Annotated in this window: 12 protein-coding genes; 7 read left to right on the forward strand and 5 right to left on the reverse strand. The window is 28.7% G+C overall.

The window, feature by feature from the left end; all coding sequences use genetic code 11:
• The first annotated feature begins 62 nt into the window (after positions 1 to 62).
• A complete protein-coding gene (locus GCL60_RS04425; RefSeq protein WP_153418676.1) occupies positions 63 to 2,168 on the forward strand; it encodes an ABC-F family ATP-binding cassette domain-containing protein in 2,106 nt (701 codons plus the stop codon).
• On the opposite strand, the gene GCL60_RS04430 is transcribed toward GCL60_RS04425, so the two are convergent.
• The 4 genes from GCL60_RS04430 to GCL60_RS04445 all read right to left on the reverse strand — a co-directional run bounded on the left by GCL60_RS04430 (position 2,154) and on the right by GCL60_RS04445 (position 5,754).
• Positions 2,154 to 3,113, reverse strand: a complete 960-nt coding sequence (locus GCL60_RS04430) for a TatD family hydrolase (protein ID WP_153418677.1) — start codon at positions 3,111 to 3,113, stop codon at positions 2,154 to 2,156. The two genes, GCL60_RS04425 and GCL60_RS04430, sit on opposite strands and share 15 nt — an antisense overlap.
• Positions 3,083 to 3,523 (reverse strand): Fur family transcriptional regulator, encoded by a 441-nt coding sequence (locus GCL60_RS04435; RefSeq protein WP_153418678.1) that lies wholly within the window; start codon positions 3,521 to 3,523, stop codon positions 3,083 to 3,085. Before GCL60_RS04435 ends, GCL60_RS04430 begins: the two co-directional genes overlap by 31 nt.
• A 150-nt stretch (positions 3,524 to 3,673) precedes the next feature.
• On the reverse strand, positions 3,674 to 4,324 hold the full coding sequence (locus GCL60_RS04440) for a trimeric intracellular cation channel family protein (RefSeq protein WP_153418679.1): 651 nt from the start codon (positions 4,322 to 4,324) through the stop codon (positions 3,674 to 3,676).
• A 29-nt stretch (positions 4,325 to 4,353) separates the two neighbouring features.
• Positions 4,354 to 5,754: a chloride channel protein gene (locus tag GCL60_RS04445; RefSeq protein WP_153418680.1), complete on the reverse strand. Its 1,401-nt coding sequence runs from the start codon at positions 5,752 to 5,754 to the stop codon at positions 4,354 to 4,356.
• Between the two features lie 152 nt (positions 5,755 to 5,906).
• On the opposite strand from GCL60_RS04445, the gene GCL60_RS04450 reads away from it, so the two are divergent.
• From GCL60_RS04450 to GCL60_RS04475, 6 genes are all read left to right on the forward strand, one after another.
• Positions 5,907 to 7,190 (forward strand): cysteine desulfurase family protein, encoded by a 1,284-nt coding sequence (locus GCL60_RS04450; RefSeq protein ID WP_153418681.1) that lies wholly within the window; start codon positions 5,907 to 5,909, stop codon positions 7,188 to 7,190.
• Between the two features lie 10 nt (positions 7,191 to 7,200).
• The gene (locus tag GCL60_RS04455) at positions 7,201 to 8,532 is read left to right on the forward strand and encodes a glycerol-3-phosphate dehydrogenase/oxidase (protein WP_153418682.1); all 1,332 of its coding nucleotides are present in this window, start codon (positions 7,201 to 7,203) and stop codon (positions 8,530 to 8,532) included.
• Between the two features lie 115 nt (positions 8,533 to 8,647).
• Positions 8,648 to 9,940, forward strand: coding sequence for a cation:dicarboxylate symporter family transporter (locus GCL60_RS04460; protein ID WP_153418683.1), 1,293 nt, complete (start codon positions 8,648 to 8,650; stop codon positions 9,938 to 9,940).
• A 108-nt stretch (positions 9,941 to 10,048) separates the two neighbouring features.
• Positions 10,049 to 11,539 carry a SpoIIE family protein phosphatase gene (locus GCL60_RS04465; protein WP_153418684.1) on the forward strand — a complete coding sequence of 497 codons (1,491 nt, stop codon included), beginning with the start codon at positions 10,049 to 10,051 and terminating at the stop codon, positions 11,537 to 11,539.
• 150 nt (positions 11,540 to 11,689) lie between these two features.
• Complete coding sequence (locus tag GCL60_RS04470; protein WP_153418685.1) at positions 11,690 to 15,619, forward strand: calcium-binding protein; 3,930 nt, start codon at positions 11,690 to 11,692, stop codon at positions 15,617 to 15,619.
• Positions 15,620 to 15,658: 39 nt separating this feature from the next.
• Positions 15,659 to 16,870 (forward strand): hypothetical protein, encoded by a 1,212-nt coding sequence (locus GCL60_RS04475; protein ID WP_153418686.1) that lies wholly within the window; start codon positions 15,659 to 15,661, stop codon positions 16,868 to 16,870.
• Here GCL60_RS04475 and GCL60_RS04480 read toward each other — a convergent pair.
• A complete protein-coding gene (locus GCL60_RS04480; protein ID WP_153418687.1) occupies positions 16,867 to 18,006 on the reverse strand; it encodes a hypothetical protein in 1,140 nt (379 codons plus the stop codon). The two genes, GCL60_RS04475 and GCL60_RS04480, sit on opposite strands and share 4 nt — an antisense overlap.
• Positions 18,007 to 18,090 lie beyond the last annotated feature (84 nt).

The following is an 18,090-nucleotide window of genomic DNA, read 5'->3' on the forward strand; positions in this document are numbered from 1 at the left end:
TTTTGGTTTTTTGTTCAGGATATCTTTTGTAAAGCATTTTATGCCTATTTTTGGAGTTTTTTATGTCAAGCGCCCCTTATTTAAATACCCATAATATTTCAACTAGTTACGGTTCAACCAAATTATTTGAAAACCTTTCCTTTACGATTCATCCTGGGGAAAGATGGGGTATTGTTGGGCCAAATGGTGCAGGAAAGTCTACCTTATTTCGATTGATTGAAGGAACTCAAAATACGGATTCTGGTTCTATCTCAATTCGCAATGGACTTCGTATCGCTATATTAACTCAAAAGTATCAATTTGATGCTGAAAAAACAGTGGAAGAAATTTTAAGAGAATCTCTACCAAGTGAATATGATACCGATTTACAAATAAAACTCCTTGAAGATGAAATTCATGATCATTCGCATCTTGCAGAGAAAAACCCGAATATTGCTTTAGATGAAAAATGGAATGAAAAACTCTCTATTTTACAAGATAAATTAATTCATATTTCTGGAGCTGGCACAGAAAACATCATTCAAAGTGCAATTAAAGCTGGAAAATTATCTGAAATTTCTCAAAATAAATTTGTTAACTTATCTGGTGGACAGCAAAAAAGAGTCCAAATTATTACCGCTCTTTTAAAAAATCCTCAATTGATATTATTAGATGAGCCTACAAATCATTTAGATGTTCAGACTGTAGATTGGCTAGAAGAATTATTATTAGAAGTGGTTGAACAGGGAGCTAGTTTATTTGGATTTAAAAATAAAAATGAAACTAGTGAACCAATTGCTTTTGCCATAATATCACACGATCGTGCTTTACTTGATACTTTAGTAAATAAAATATTAGAAATTGAAGCAGGAGAAGCAAAACAATATGAAGGAAACTACGAAGCCTATAGCCAAGCAAAATTAGAAGCCAATTTAGTAGAAGAAAAAACAAGATCCAAAATGGCAAATTTAATGAGAAGAGAACTTGCGTGGTTAAGAACAGGGGCAAAAGCAAGAACAACTAAACAAAAATCCAGAATTGACAGAGCCCTCGCCCTAGATAAAAACTTAAGTGCAAAAGAGCAAAAAGCCTCACTTATTAAAAATGCTGAAATCAGTTTTAATGCACAAATGACTGATGAACAAAGAAATAACGAAGATACCATTATGCCTGTGTTGCGAAATTTAGGTGAACAAGAACTTATTCACTTAGCAAAAGTAACAATCAAACACCCAGCAGCACAAGATAAAGAATCTCATTATATTTTTGAAAATTTAAATTTAATTGTGAAACCTAAAATGAGAATTGCATTATTAGGACCTAACGGTTGTGGAAAATCAACATTAATGAAAATGATTGCCAACTCAGAACAACCCTTTAAAGGTGAAATTAAATATCATGATTTAGTTCAAATTTCTCATTTTGATCAACAAAGACAAAAATTAGATTATAATGCTACCGTTAGAACAAGCATTGCTCCTGAAGGGGAATATGTTCATTTTGGAGGTAAATATATTCATATTATGAGCTATCTAGATCGCTTTCTATTTTATAAATTTGATGCAAATAGAAAAGTTTCGGAACTTTCCGGAGGAGAACAAGCTCGTTTATTAATTGCAAAACTCATGCTAGAGCAAGGCAACTTACTTATATTAGATGAACCTACGAATGATTTAGATATTCCTACATTGCAGGTATTAGAAAGAAATTTATCTGATTTTCAGGGTGGAGTGCTATTTACAAGCCATGATCGCTATTTTGTTCAAAGAGTTGCTACAGGACTATTAACATATATTGGCGAGAAACAAACAAATAACGCTAGAGTTGGACAATGGCTTATGCTACCCGATCTCGATCAAGCATTAAACGAGATGGAAAAATTTAAAGAAAATGAAATTCCTAAAAAGGAACAAATTAAAAATTCGAATGAAATAGAAAACGAATCAAATAAAGCAACAAAAAAAGTAAAATTAAGCTTTAAAGAACAAAAAGAACTTGAAAATTTAGAAACAAAAATTTCAAAACTAGAAGAAATTATTCCAAATTTAACGGCAAAATTAGATGAATTATATGCTTCTGGAAAAAATTTATCAAATACCAACGAATTAACTAAAGAAATTGCCGAAAAGCAAAAAGAATTAGATTTGAGCTATGAAAAATGGGAAGAATTATCTTCAAAAAATTCCTAAAAATCTAAATGCATTTTCATTAGATGATTTTATTAACTCTATATCCGTTTTATTTAAATGAGCAGCTAATATTTTACTGATTTCTATTAAGTTTGCAGGTTCATTTTCTGTTAATTTACCTACCCCAGGAATTTCAGGCGGCAAATCAGGAGAATCTGTTTCCAACATTCTGAATAAAGGATCACACTTTAAAAAAGCATCTCTATTTTTAGTTGCTTTTTGCCAAGTGGGAACAGCACCAAAGGAACAATAAATGGAGAGTTTTGATAATATTTTTAACTCTTCTGCGGGACCACTATAACAATGGATCATCATATTATTTACACCTTGGTTTTTTGCCCATTTAATTTTTTGAATACACAAATTCCAAGGTGCTCTCAAATGCAAGATTACTGGTAATTTATAATTTATAGCCGCTTGAATACAATTTTCAAAAGCAATATTTTGAATTTCTATTAAATTCTGTTTCGTTAATGAATTACAGTTTTTATGTTTTAAAATATCATTTGATAAATCAAATCCTGTTTCGCCTATGGCCCATATTTTATTTTTATTATTTAATAATATTTGATTAAATTCAGATAAATCATTGGATATTTTTTCATTATTTAGTTTCCCATTTTCTAATATCCACTTTTCATGAACATACATAGGATGAAGTCCATGACTCAAAAAACAAGAAAACTTATTTAAATCAAAAGAATTTTTTATATCCATTTCTTTGGATAAAAAACATAAAATAGAATTTAAATTAGGGTCCATTGAAAAAGAAAGATTTTCTAAGGTATCTTCATTCCAAACACCAGCAACTATTCCTGTTACTACATTTTTTTTAATTGCTTTTTCTAAAGTAAGTTTTAAAGAATTTAAGTAATTTAAATGAAAGTGTGAATCTAGAACTAAAATATTAGGATTTAAACAGAAGAAACCTTCCCACGAAGAAATACATCTACCTCCTCGATATAAATATCTTTAGGTAAGTTTAGAATAACTTTACACTCTTCGTTTGAAATATCAAAGAGTTTTCCAGAAGCACTATCAAGAAAATGGTAGTGATCACCTACATTCGTATCATAAACAACTTTGCCTGTATGTGGCAATTTAAGTTCTTTTAACATGCCTGCCTGAACAAGAACATCAAGAGTATTATACACAGTTGCTCTACTTAATTTTGGAAAGTTAGCATCGGTCCAGTTTTTAATATCTTCTGCTGTTGGATGGTCAGCTTCACAAAGAACAAATTTACAAATTGCAATTCTTTGTGCTGTCGCAGCTACTCCTGATTTTTTAAGTCTTTCTTCAATTTCAGGAACAGTTAAGCAATGTGCTTTTTCTTTGTTTATCTTTAAAATCATATAAATACCCTCGAACATTATGGTATAGAGATATAAATCAAATAGCAAGAATTTTTTAGACTAATTCTAAAGTAATATTAATTATTAGATATTTTTATACTATTACAAAATAACACTGATTATTATCATAAATGTAATAAAAATAAGCGTTTACAATAGGTTCTTTTTTCTTGTAAATTTAAGATTTTTATTTCGTAATGAGACATCACATGGCCTTGGTAAATGCCAGTTCTTCCAAACAGAGATCATACGAGAAATAAAAATAAATAAAATAACAATAAGATCAAGCGCTAGTGTAGGTAGATAATCTTTTAACAGGAAATATAATATTCCTCCAATTACAGCAAAAGCTCCGTAAATTTCTTTTTGAAAGAGATATGGAACTCGATTCACAATGACATCACGAATAACTCCACCGAAACAAGCTGTTATTACACCCATCATGATACATTGATAATTTAACAATCCAGATTCCAAGGCAACTTTTATTCCTGCAACAGTAAAAAATGCCAAGCCTAAAGCATCGAATACAATTACAACTTTATCAAAGTAACGATTTTGTTTCTTAACTGCAAATACTAAAAATGTAGCGAACAATGCAATAACCCAATAAGCTGGGGTATTAAAAACAGTAGGTGGTGTTTTTCCTAAAATAAGATCTCTTAAAAACCCCCCACCAAACCCTGCTATAACAGTCATAACAAATATTCCAAAAAGATCCATTTTTCTTGCAGCTGCTATTGAAGCACCACTAATGCAAAAAGCAAAAGACCCTGAAAAATCTATAACATTAAATATCATAAAAGAAACCTTTGAAAATTAAATAATTGTTATTTCTTGTTATCCGTTTTTTGATGATCATTAACTGTTACATTAATTTGTTCATTTGGAATAATAATTCCTTTTTTAACTAAACTATATGTAAGTATAGAATGTTGCATCAAAAATAATGAGATTAAATAAGCTGCTACACACCCAGTTAATACAGGTATTGCCGCCCAAAACTGATGGGTTGCTTCAAGAGTAATAAAAACGGAAGCTAAAAAAGCTCTTGTTACTCCTGCAAACAAAGAAGCCATGCCCACCATTGCAGCAATTTTTGGGTCTAATTGTATAAAAGGAAATAGATAAGAAATCAATCCAGATAAAGTAACACCCAAACATCCTCCTATCATAAATAGAGGCGCTAAAGTTCCCGCTGTTGTTCTACTACTAACGCCAATTAACCAAGCTAAAAATTTTAAAATAAATAAAGAAGCTGCAAAATGCCCAATTACATTTCCGTTTAAAATAGAAGATATAGTTTCGTAGCCTGCTCCTAATACTTTTGGTTCTATAACTCCAATTGCCCCTACCCCGATTCCACCTAAAGCAGGCCACCACATCCAATGAATTGGTAATTTTTCAAATATAGACTCACAATAATGAACTGAATGCGTCATTCCTACAGAAATAACTCCTATAAAAATCCCAATAACAAAGTAACATATAATATCCATTGAAGCCGTAGGTAAGGAAACAAGGCTCATAGTAAATGCAAGATTATCTCCTACGAATTTCATTCGAATAAATTCTGCAGCAATCACAGATAAAGCAGCGGGAACTAAAGAACGGGGTTTAAATTCAAATAGCATAAGTTCAATTGCTAAAAAAATTCCACCAAAAGGGCTTCCAAAAGCAGCTGAAACAGCACCAGCAACTCCAGATGCTAGAAGAATTTTTCTTTCTTCAGAAGACATTTTAATCAATTGTCCAAAAGCGGAACCTAAAGTCGCACCTGTTGCGATAATAGGTCCTTCTTCACCAAAAGGACCTCCTGTTCCAACAGAAATCGCGGCCGAAGCTGGTTTCAAAAAAAGCATTCTTTTTTGAATTAAACTTTCATTTATTAATATTTTCTCCATTGTTTCAGGAATACCATGACCATAAACAGATGGATTAATAAAACGTGCGATCAATCCAACAATTAAGCCGCCTATAATTGGAATAAAAAAAGCATAATATCCAAGATGATTATTTTCAGGTAAGGCTAATTCAAACGAAAATTTTCCAAAATAAAAAAAGTTTGTAACAAAATTTATAATTAATTTTAAAGCTTGTGCCAGATAGCCTACTGAAATTCCAATAATTATACTTAACAAACAAATTAAAATATCACGTTTATTAAAAATGGATTTTTTAGAATGGAAAGTATTTTCTTTTAAAAACTGCATTTTCTCAAAATAATTCATTTTATAACCTTGAACTTAGGTAAAAGATAATGCATATCAAAATGCCCTAGTACTCTTAATAAATAAAAAAAGCAAATTAAGTTGATTGCAAAATAGAGTCACTGGGTCTAGATTCAAAATCTTGTTAAATTTTGAATTTTTGGAATTTATTTATGCCTAAAAATAACTTTATGAATAATTTCATGCTCCCTCCTAATTTAATGAATACAAGTAAAGATAATGTTCCAAACATTACCTTTGGTGGTGTTTCATTACCTGAAAAAACAATTTATATAGACTTTGCATCAAGCACACCTTTAGACATTCGTGTTTTTCAAGAAATGTCTCCATGGATGCTTGGCTATTTTGCCAATGCTGCCAATCGAACCCACCCAATGGGGGAATTAACCGAATATGCAATTGGTGTAGCAAGAACGAATATCGCTTCCTTATTTAATGTAACATTTGATGAGATTATTTTCACATCAAGTGCAACGGAAAGCAACAACTTATTATTAAGAGGCCTAGTCGAAAATCCTCACAGAAAAAGAAATAAAATTGTATATTGCGCGACTGAACATTCCAGCATAGTAGCTACTGCTATTTCTTTATTTGAAAGTTATTCAAAAACTCTAGGAATCCAAATAGAAGAACTCCCCGTTGATCAAAATGGCCAAATAATAATGAAAGAAGCAGAGCGTATTATTAATAATGATACCATTTGCGTTTGTGTCATGGATGTAAATAACGAAACAGGAATTTTTCAAACAAAAATGCATGAAATTAGAAATTTATGCACAAAAGCAGAAACAATTCTTCATGTTGATGCATCTCAAGGTTTTGCAAGAACTTCTACAATTGCAAATAATATTGATTTTGATACCGCAACAATATCTTCATCCAAAATTTATGGCCCTAAAGGGGCTGCTGCTTTAATTATTAAAAAAAGAAGGCCCAAAATAAGAATTGAAGCTCAACTTACAGGTGGAGGACACGAGTTTAATCTTCGATCAAGTACTCCAAATACAGCAGCAATTGTTGGTTTTGCCTTAGCTTGCACTTTACAAATTCAAGAATCTCAACAAAGAATAAAACATTATAAAAAAATGGAACAAGTTTTTTGTAATGAAATTCAAAAACATATCAAAACTTATTTTTATGGAAATGAATCGAACAAAGTACCTGGCATTGTTACTTTATATTTTTCTGGCGTTAACGCCATGAAACTTCTTGAAGAAAGCAAAACAATTTGCGCCAGTGTCGGCAGCGCTTGCAAAACACTTCAAGCAACAGCAAGCCATGTTCTAGTTGCTATGGGTGTCGATCTCGAACATACTTTATCTAGTTTCAGAGTCAGTTTTGGCCTTACAAACTCAGAAGATGAAGTTCGCGAAGCCGCGCGACATCTTGCAACAACAGCCATAAAACTTAGAGACAGTTCAGCAACACTTTTATAGGATTTTAAAAATGGACTTGAATGTGCTTATCGTTGGTGGGGGAATCCATGGAGTGGGTTTATTACATGATCTTGCTTCGCGAAAAGTTCCTGGTGTTCATTTGGTTGAAAAAAATAAAATTGCTTCTGGCACTTCAAGCCGAAGTACAAAATTAGTTCATGGTGGTCTTCGTTATCTTGAACATTTAAATCAATGGGGACTTGTCCATGAGGCTCTTCATGAAAGAGCTCTTTTATTAAAATTATTAAAAGGAATTGTTAAACCACTTCCTTTTGTACTTCCAAATTTTAAAGGCGATAAACGTCCTCCTTGGATGGTTCGTCTTGGTCTATTTTTTTACGATCTTCTCGCAGGTGACGGTGGACTTCCCTCGGCAAGTCGCATAAGCAAAGAAGATATTGCAAAGTTTGCTCCCTATTTAAATCAAAATAAAATAGAAAATGAAATGTTAAGTGCATTTTTATATTATGACGCTCAAATGCTGGACGATGTTATTGCAAATATTGCAGTAGAAGCAGCAGTTAAACTTGGGGCTACCTATAACGAAAACGCTAAAGTAACTGAAGTAACTCAAATTCAAAATGGATTTAAAGTAACTATAGAAAAAAATAATATAAAAGAAACTTTAACAACTAAATATATTGTAAATGCTGCTGGTGCCTGGTGTAATGAAAATTTACTTCATTGGGGAATACCGCCTAAAATTAGCTGTTTATTAAATTTAGGGACTCATATTGTTTTTAATCCCGAAACCGTGCCCAATGGAGATGCCACAAACTCCGCTGCAACATTAATTCAAGAATTAGATGGAAGAATTGTTTTTTTTATTCCTTGGTACGGAAAATGGTTATATGGAACGACTGAGTCCATTTTATCAAATGAACCATCCCATATTCGCTATCCTGAAAGTGATAAAGAATATTTAATGGCTACGGCATCTGAAACGTTAAATTTAGTAAATGCAGAAAAAAATATTTCTGAAATATTTTGTGGCGTCCGTTGTATGCCGTTAAATCAAAAAATAAAAGTAACAAAAATAGAAGATAGCTGGGTGTCTGATCCGTATCACTCTCCGTTTTATTTAAAAAAGTTAGACAAAAGTATTTCTGGTCTTTCAAGAGAAACTGTTATCGATGAAACTATACCAGGTTTAATTTCAATTTATGGTGGTAAATACACAACTTACCGAGCAATTGGTGAAAAAATGGGTGCGTTACTTTCTCGAAAAATGAAAATTGGGGCATCGTCAGGAACTCATCTTTCTGAAAATTGGTTTTTAGAAGAACTTCGTCAAGAAAAGCCACATATTTTTCAAAGTTCAATTGATCTTAGGCAAAATTAACCTAGGATCAAAACCTTACCAATAACATAAATAATTCCCACTAGACTTCCCTTCGCATCTCGTTTTTTGCTATAATAAAATTGTATCATTTTTTTATTTCAAATTTGGGGTAACAATGCCTAAAAACAAAAAAATAAATCATTCTAATTCAAATAGTAAATTAAAAGAAATCCTTACTTTTTTAAAATTTCATCTTTTTTTACAAGTTGTCATTGCCGTTGTTTTAGGTATCCTTGTCGGGATTTTTTTTCCTAAATTTGGTGAAGAGCTTCGCATCATTGCATCTATTTTTATACGATTTATTAAAATGGTCATTTCTCCTGTCGTTTTTGTTTCTATTATTTTAGGAGTTTGTTCTCACAGTAAACATGGAGGGGTTGGAAAACTCGCTTTTAAAACCATTGTTTATTTTGAAATTATGTCTATTATTGCTGTCATAATCACTTTTGGTTTTATGCTTTTTTTTCAACCTGGAGCTGGATTTAATATTTCTTCTTTTCAAGGAGTAGATATTTCTAAATTTAAACCAAAAGGTGACAGTAAAGGTGGATTTACAGAATTTATCACACACATGGTTCCTGAGAATGTTTTTGCTACCTTAGCTGGAGATAATCTTTTAGCAGTCATTGTTTTAGCCGTAATTTTCTCTATAGCTATCATTCAAATAAAAAATAACGATAAAATACTTGAATTTCTACAAATGACAAATGATATCTTTTTTAAAATGATTGGTATTATTTCAAGAGTATCCCCGTTGGCAGCATTTGGCGCGATAGCAGCCACAGTCGGTCAACAAGGAATTGGAGCTTTAACCATGCTCGCCTATTTCATTTTAGTATTAGGAATTAGCATGGTTACTTTTTGGATTTTACTTTATTTTGTTGGAAGACTTTATGGATTCGATGCAATTAAATTAATGAGACATATTAAAGAAGAAATGTCTATTGCTTTTGGTACCTCATCCTCTGAATCTGTTTTTCCTCAATTGTTAAATAAACTAGAAACGTTTGGTTGTTCTAAAAAAGTGGTGAGCTTTGTCCTTCCAACTGGATACGCTTTTAATTTAGATGGAACCGCTATTTACGTAACAGCAGGTGCTGTTTTTATTCAACAGGCTTATAATATTCCTTTTACGATGCATGAATTCTTTTTACTTTTATTTACTATTTTAATTGTTTCAAAAGGAGCTGCAGGAATTACGGGAGCAGGTTTTGTAACTTTATCAGCAATTTTAGCTGCTATGCCTGGTCATATCATTCCAATTGAAGGTCTTGCATTATTATTAGGTATCGACAGATTCATGTCGGATGCACGGGTTGTAACAAATATAATTGGAAATACAATTGGTACTGTTATGATAGCAAAGTCAGAAGGTGAATTTACTCCAAAACCTGAAGCAAATACCTAAGTTTAAAATAAAACTGTCAAAATCATAAATTCACAAAACAGAAATTCAAATAAAAATCGTTTATCCTGAATTATATTTTAATTTTAGAGAAATAATTTAGGAGCTTTTATGAAAAAAATAAAAGATGGGATTAAAATTAAAAAAAAAATCATCTTATTTTCTTCAATTGCTTTATTTTTAATCTTATCTTTGTCAATCGTATCTAAATTTGTTCTTGAAGATTTTATTGATTATCAATCCAATTTTAGCAAAGTCATAAATATTTCTGGTAGACAAAGAATGTTAAGCCAAAGAATTATGTTGCTTATTCAAACATTAAATGGTCAAAAAGCAATAGATAATTCAAACTTAATTAAAAATGACTTAATAAATTCTATTCAATTAATGAGAAAATCTAATGAAACTTTAATGAACGGAAATAGAGTTGAAAAAATTGAAAAAATTACAAATAATGAACTTGATCGAATATATCTTGGAAAAACAAATTTATATCAACGGGTTAATGATTTTACTTTATTAGCCGAAATAAGTACCAACAAAAATGATTTTAATGACTTTTTAAAAGAATATAATATTTATAAAATAAATAGTTTATTATTAGATCTTGATAAAGCAGTAAATTTATACGCTTACGAATGTGAATTGCAATCTAAAAGAATTATTGCTGTTACCTATATCATTTTATTTTCTTTCCTTTTTCTCTTAGCATTGATTCATTTATTTTTATTTAAACCATTAAGTCGATCCATCTCACTCCAATTTTTAGAACATGAAGATAAACTTTATCATTTGATGAATGAAAAACATATTTTAGATATTGAAGTAAGATCTGCACAACGAGCATTAGGAAATCTTGTGCCAAGAGTAGAATTCATTGATAAATTTAATACAGAAAAAATTAAACTTGCATCCTATTATCAAAGTGCAATTGACAAAGGTGGAGATTGGTGGGGCATTTATGAATTTGATAAAACAAAAGTAGTTCTCATTGGTGATGTAACAGGTCATGAAGCAGGAAGTTCAATTATAGCAGCTGCTGTTTCAAGATATTTTGAAGAGCTATCAAATGAAAAATCTATTGAAAAGCATGATTTTCTTCAAATATTTAAACATTTAAATGACTTTATCCAAAAAATAGGGACAACAAATCACATGGAAATGTCAATGTCCCTTCTCATTTTTAATGAAAATTTGGATCGAGTTAAATTTATTAATGCAGCACATTCTTATCCATATTTAATTAACTATAAAGAGGCTGGAGATACTAAGATATCTAGATTTAAATCGAAAGGCCATACTTTAGGAATAAAACATAATCACTTTTCAAATAATGAGCATGAAGAGGAAATTAAAATAATGGAGTATGAACTCAAAGAAGACTCGTTAATCTGTTTATTTAGTTCAGGTCTCACCTCAAATACCGACAAATCAGATAAAGATTTTGGTGAAAAAAATTTAAAGAAATTTTTTGAAAAAAATAATTTCAAAAATACTGAATTATTAACAATAGTAGATAAATTAATAGATGAAGCCTATAGCTTTTACGAAGAACAACCTATCAAAGATGACATCACATTTATATTAATTAAAAGAAATTAACAATTATAACAATTTATAATTATCTATAAAATTTAAATTTTTGTTGCAATTTGTAAAATTTATAGTAAATAAAAAACTCAATTTAATATTATAGATTTTTTTATCAATAAATTAAATTAGTTTATTTATTTTATATATTAAAGGAGTAAAATGAAATTTAACAAACATGCATTTAGACATGATGTTACAAAGTTTCCAATGATTATAATTATAGCAACATCATTTTATGGTTGTAAAAAAGACGAAGAAAATAAAAATATAGAAGACTATCAAAATATATCTTCTTATTTTTCTTCCTGCACTCAAGACTCACCAGAATATAATGAAATTAAAAAAAACTTGAGTGAAAATGATCAAAATCAATTTTTTAAAAAGTTAAAATACATAAATTCAGTTGCTTTTAATGAACTTCATCTTCAACATAAATCCGTCTCAGAAATGATTGATTTTTTAAATAACATTGAAAATACAAATGGAAAAAATGAATTTATTAAGAAAAAAATTGACTATTTTAAAGAAGATCTTAAAAGCATTTCTAAAGAAATAATTAAATTAAAAAACTCAAATAACTTAATTAAATTTAAATTAACAAATAAAAATTTTAAACCAATCTATGATACCGTAGATATAAATAAAAGAACAATTAACTTACTTGATACAAATACAAATGAAGTAACAATTCACAATCTCTCCGATTCAGAACTTGATTATGTAAGTAATTATAAAAAAATAATAAATAATCATTATAAAACAGAATTTAATACAACAAGTTTTTCAAGTATACAAAAATATACTTTTAAAGGGATAGAAAAATTTGCTAGTGTTGCCAATAAATACAATGTAATAATGAATATTATAACTACGCCAAATGCAATAAATGGCATATATGATTCATTTAAAAATGGACAAATAAAGGATGGTATTCTTTATACCTCACACTTCATTGCAAATAATGCAGATTTATCTTTAGATTTATATAAGTCTGTCAAAGGGGCTGCTTATTGGAATGGACACCAAAACGCTTTTAAAGGAATCACAAAATTACAAGTAGCAATAAATTTTGCTTCTGCTGGTATTGAAATTTATCAAGCGGTTGAGTTATTTAATGCTGCTAAAATTGAAACCGATCCATTTAAAAAACAAGATTATTTGGTGAATGCAAGCTTGACGACAGCGAGCGCTGTTACTTCAGTTGGAACTGCTTTATTATTACCACTTTCAGCAAAAGCGGGTCCAATAGGTGCGGCCATAGGATTTACAATTATGTTTTCACAAGGAACATACAATGCTGTGAGAACTGCCGATGAATTAAGACGACTAGGTTTTAAAGAAAGTGATGTAATTAATTATTCAATTGGAAAATTTTTTGGACAATACGATGAACATAACGATCCTCAATTCATAGCAAAAAATGAAGCTTTCCGAATAGAAAATAACTATTTAAGTAAAGTGCTTGAAGACAATAACAACGCTTTCCTAACCGAATTAAATAATCAAGAAAAAACGGAATTATTCTTTTATAAGAAAATCATACATCCGAAAATTCATTATTATATTCCATTTACTAATGAAGTTCAAAAAATGAACTCAGCCATTGGGGGTAAACATAGACAGTCTGTAACGACAACTACATTAGGAAAAGAAATAGAAGGCGAAAGGCATATATGTTTAACTAATAATTCTTATTATTTTGCTGATAACAAAAATTTAGTTAATAATGAAATTCAACAAATAAAAAATAAACACAATCAAAGTATACAAACTTATTATTCTATTTTAGAAAAAAAACAAACAGGTATTCCAGTAAATGTACCTGAAAATGTAAATAGAATATACAGTAAAATTACTTATAAAAATAAAACCTATCCTTGCCCTTCTATTGCTAATGATTCACCAATGATCGAAAAAATTACTAAAATAGATCACAACAATATTATTGAATCAAAAAAAGCAAATTTGTATTTATTGGGTTTTGCTGATCAAGGTAAACATGGAAATATGATTAGCTCTATTATTGCTGAGCAAAACAGTATTAATTTATTTACTATTCATCCCTCTACATTTATGCTGCATATCATTGGCGGCGTAAAAGAAGATATTTTTGAATTTTATGATATTATTCAAAGTCAACAAATAGATAAAGGGTATATTGATGGTTCAAATGGAATAGATACAGTAAGTTTTGTTGGTATTAAAGATAAAAATTTAATCATTTCACTTGATCAAAATTTAAATATTGCGACAAATTTTCCGACTCTAAAAAACATAGAAAATGTAAATGGTTCATTTAATAATGATATAATACATGGAAATAATGAAAATAATAGTCTATTTGGTAACGAAGGAGATGATACTTTATTTGGATATGATGGTAATGATGTTCTTTATCCAGGAAAAGGAAAAGATAAGTTAATAGGAGGTTCTAAAAATGATACCTATATTATTTTAAAGAAAGACCTTATTATCGATGAAAAAACAAACTTAATAGATAGCTCTAAAATTATTGATAATTACGATGAGTCATTTAAGAAAAATTCTCAGGATAATTATGATGCTATTATGACAGATTTAGAAAATATTGTAACCAGAAAAAATGGTGAAGATCTCTTAATTGGATTTTATGAAAATTCACTATTTAATCCTGCAATTAAAGTTAAAGATTATTTTAAAAATGAAAAATACCAACATCTATATATTTCAGACTTAAAAGGAAATATTTTATCTTCTAAAAATGGAAATTTATTTGAAGTATTTGAAAATGATAAATTCATATCACCTGAAGTAAATATTGACACATTAAAAATGAAATCAGAACATTCAACAATTGATATGAATTTATTATTTAATGATGCCAATGAAAAACCAAAAATCTTATTAGCCTTTAGTGGTTTGGATTTTGGGAATATTGATTTAAGTGGATTACAAAATATGGATTTTGGGAATATTGATTTAAGTGGATTACAAAATTTGGATTCTGGTAAGGATAAAGTTTATTTAAAATATGAGGAAAATTCAAAACCTAAAAATAACAATTTGAAAGACTCAATACAAAAAGAAAAGCCCAAAAAAAGCGCGTATAAATTTAAAAATATAATAGGTACTTCTGGTAATGAAAATATTATTGGAAATAAAAATAATAATATTTTACATGGAGAAGGAGGTTTTGATAATATTAATGGAAATGAAGGAGATGACACTATTTCAATAATATTAGATAAACCATTTAATATAAATATAAAAAACGATTTATTAAAGAGTTTATTCACCAATAATGAGAATTTATTCTATTCCAAGTTAACAGGTGGGGAAGGACACGATAATTACTTAATAAACACAAATAACAAAAAAGATAAAGATGAAGTATTTTTTACTTTAATTGAAAACTCTAGCAATATAAACAAAATTGATAATTTATTTTTTAATGATTTTGAAAATAGAATTTCAAATATTTATTTTTCTAGTTTTACAGATTCCGCTAATAATAATAAACACTTAAAAATTAGATTTGTAGAATCAATTTTGAATAGAGAATACATAGTAATAATAAAGGATTGGTTTTCATCGATTGATAAAAGACATTTACAAATCCAAGTTGGCGATCAAATTACAATTCCAAACACTATCTTAGATCAAATTACAAATTATTTGGTTAATGAAAACAATTCTCAAGATAATTTACTAGATATTATTAGAAATTATTTCACAGAAAAAACAATTGATAAGAATTATTTTACAATTAATTTAAAAAATAATAGCAATAATTTTTTAAATAATTCATTTAATATAATTCCTTCATTCAACCAATTTAATTCTATAAATTTTGAATCATTAAACAATATTAATGGTCAAGAAGTTTTAAAAATATCAAGAATAGATAATGATATTATCCTTCAATTCAATGAAGACAATAAAAATTCAAATCAAATTTATATATTTGTAAAAAATTATTATTTAAATAACAATCTAATAAAACACAATACTAATATTAATGTAAATAACAATAATTATATTAACAGTAAAAGTTTTATAGAAATAGCATCAGATCTTGAAGATGGATCTGTTTTTGAAATTAAAAAATAACATATCAGAAACAGATAATTAAAATATTATGGAGATAAAATGAAATTGAATAATAAAACTAGTTTCGTAAAAAATCTTTTAAAAATTTCAACATTAGCAACCTTATGCTATTTTCAAAGCTTAAACGCAGCTATAACTTGTTCACCAGAACGATATAAAAAAGTATCAGGTTTCGATTTAGAAACTACAATTACGGATTCAAGTGATAGTAGATTTAAAGTTTTTATAGATAAAAAATATTATTTATCTATATTAATTAATGATAATAAATTATTTAGTTTATATAACCCAATATCAAAATCAAATAAGTATAAATTAAAAATGTTTGATAAGATTGAAAAATCATCAAATTTAACTGATGAGAAAAAAACTGAAGCAATTATAAATAGTATCCAAAAGTACGAAAAAAATAATTTATCTCAAAATATAAAAGCCTCCCCTGAAGTAATTGAAAAAATAAAACAATATACCTCTTATGATATCAAAACGAGATACGAGTATTTAGACAAAAAAACTTTTTCTTATGGTGAATTTCATCCCGATGATAGTCGACACAAAAGTAAAAAATTATTATCTATTAGCGGAGAAGAGTTTCACTTTAATAAGCCAACAGAAGATTATATAAAACAATTACTTGATTTAAAAGATCCAGAAATTTCTGATAAAATTGAAATATTAAAACTTTTAAAAGATGAAAACTTTATTTTAGTAAATAATAATTCATTGTATAAAAGTAACTCTGAAAAAACTTTACATCTTCCACCACAACAAATTAATTTTGATGAATCTTCCTTATCTATAAATGAATTTAATAAAATCTTAAAATCAAATGATTTTGCAGAATATAAAAATTTTATAAATGACAGTTCTATAAGTGACAAAGATTTAGTGCATGATTTATTTATAATATCTAAATTTGATGAAAATATAAAAGAATATAATAATAACAATGATTATTTACCAAATAATAGAAGTAGATATAATGATGCAGAATTTAAATTAATTAACGAATTCATTTCTTTATACGATAATAAATATATTCCTGGTAACCTAACCATTTACACATCAAAACCAGCATGTGTATCTTGCACAAATGGTTATGAAAGCTTTTTAGCTAAAACGGAAAATCAAATTAGATTGGAAATCATAACTATAAATGATTCATTATTTAATGAACTAAATGCAAAGACAAAATTTCCTGAAGATTTAAATAAGCGTCTCAAAAATTTAGGAATTATTAACAAAAATTAAAGTCTTAATTCAATTACCAAACCTTCAGATCCTTGTTTGATATCATAATCACAACCAGCAACATTTGCTAAATCAATCCAAGTAACAAAACTAATTAATGCAAATAAAGTGTTTGGACTATTTGGATCGAGGGCAATCATAGCCATACCTTTTTCAATACGCTCATTTACATCGAGCTGATTATTTTTTATCAATTCAAAAAACTCTTCTGGAAAAGCCATGCCTTCACATTCCCAACGAGTTGTAATTTTACCATCAAAACTTTTAGCAGAAAAAACTACTCCATTGCCTCTTCTTGCGAAATAAACGCAACTCCGCCAAGGACCAACAAGCAATCTACGTAACAAAGCTTCATTTGTATTAGCTTTTAAAGGTGTTACAATGGCATGCTCAATATTAATTCCTTTTCGACGCCAAGTGGTATCAAAAGTTTCTGCCACGTCCCTAAAAATTTGGGAAACATCCATATTTTGAGGAGGGGATTTTACAATAAGTTTTTCAATAATACCTTTTGGATCATTTGCTAAATAAATTTCAAATTCATTCAAGCTATCCAATACATCATTCCACCTTCTTTTTAATAAAGAATGAGGATCAGCTCCATTTAAATTTGAAAAAGCATCTTGGGGTCTATCTTGTTTTTGTTTTAAAAACGTTTTCTCCATGGCATAAGCTCTTACCTGTTGGATAAACTGGTAAAGAGCCATTTCAGGAGCTGGAATTCCTTTTCTAGGTTCTTCTACTTCTATTTGTCCACGAAGATATTTAAAAGCTAATGATATTTTATTCATTTCTTCATTGTTCTTAGATAACTTAGAACAAATAAATCCTATTTTATTAAAAATTAGAAAAACTGAAAATAAAAGAGAAAAAATAGCGAGTACAAGAAAAATTGTAAAACGATTTGAAGTGGATGATTCCAAAAAAAGAAGAGTAAAAAGAACACCAGAAAGAACTGAAAAAAACAAAACTAAAAAAATATGAGAAACGACCAAAAGCATTTGCCGCGTTTGGCTTGATTTTTCAACTTCTTCATTTGATGTTTTTTTGAAAGATTTACCTGAAGTATTTGTGTTCTGAAATTTTTTTTTCCGAACATACCAAGGCTCTAAATCATTTCGGTGCGACTGGATCATAGGTTCGTCCACTTTTTAAATAATAAGCTAAATAAAACAGAAATCATCTTATCAATTGTACCGTATACCTTACAAATAGGCAAA

Origin of the sequence: Silvanigrella paludirubra, from assembly GCF_009208775.1 — a bacterium.
GTDB classification, from domain to species: domain Bacteria; phylum Bdellovibrionota_B; class Oligoflexia; order Silvanigrellales; family Silvanigrellaceae; genus Silvanigrella; species Silvanigrella paludirubra.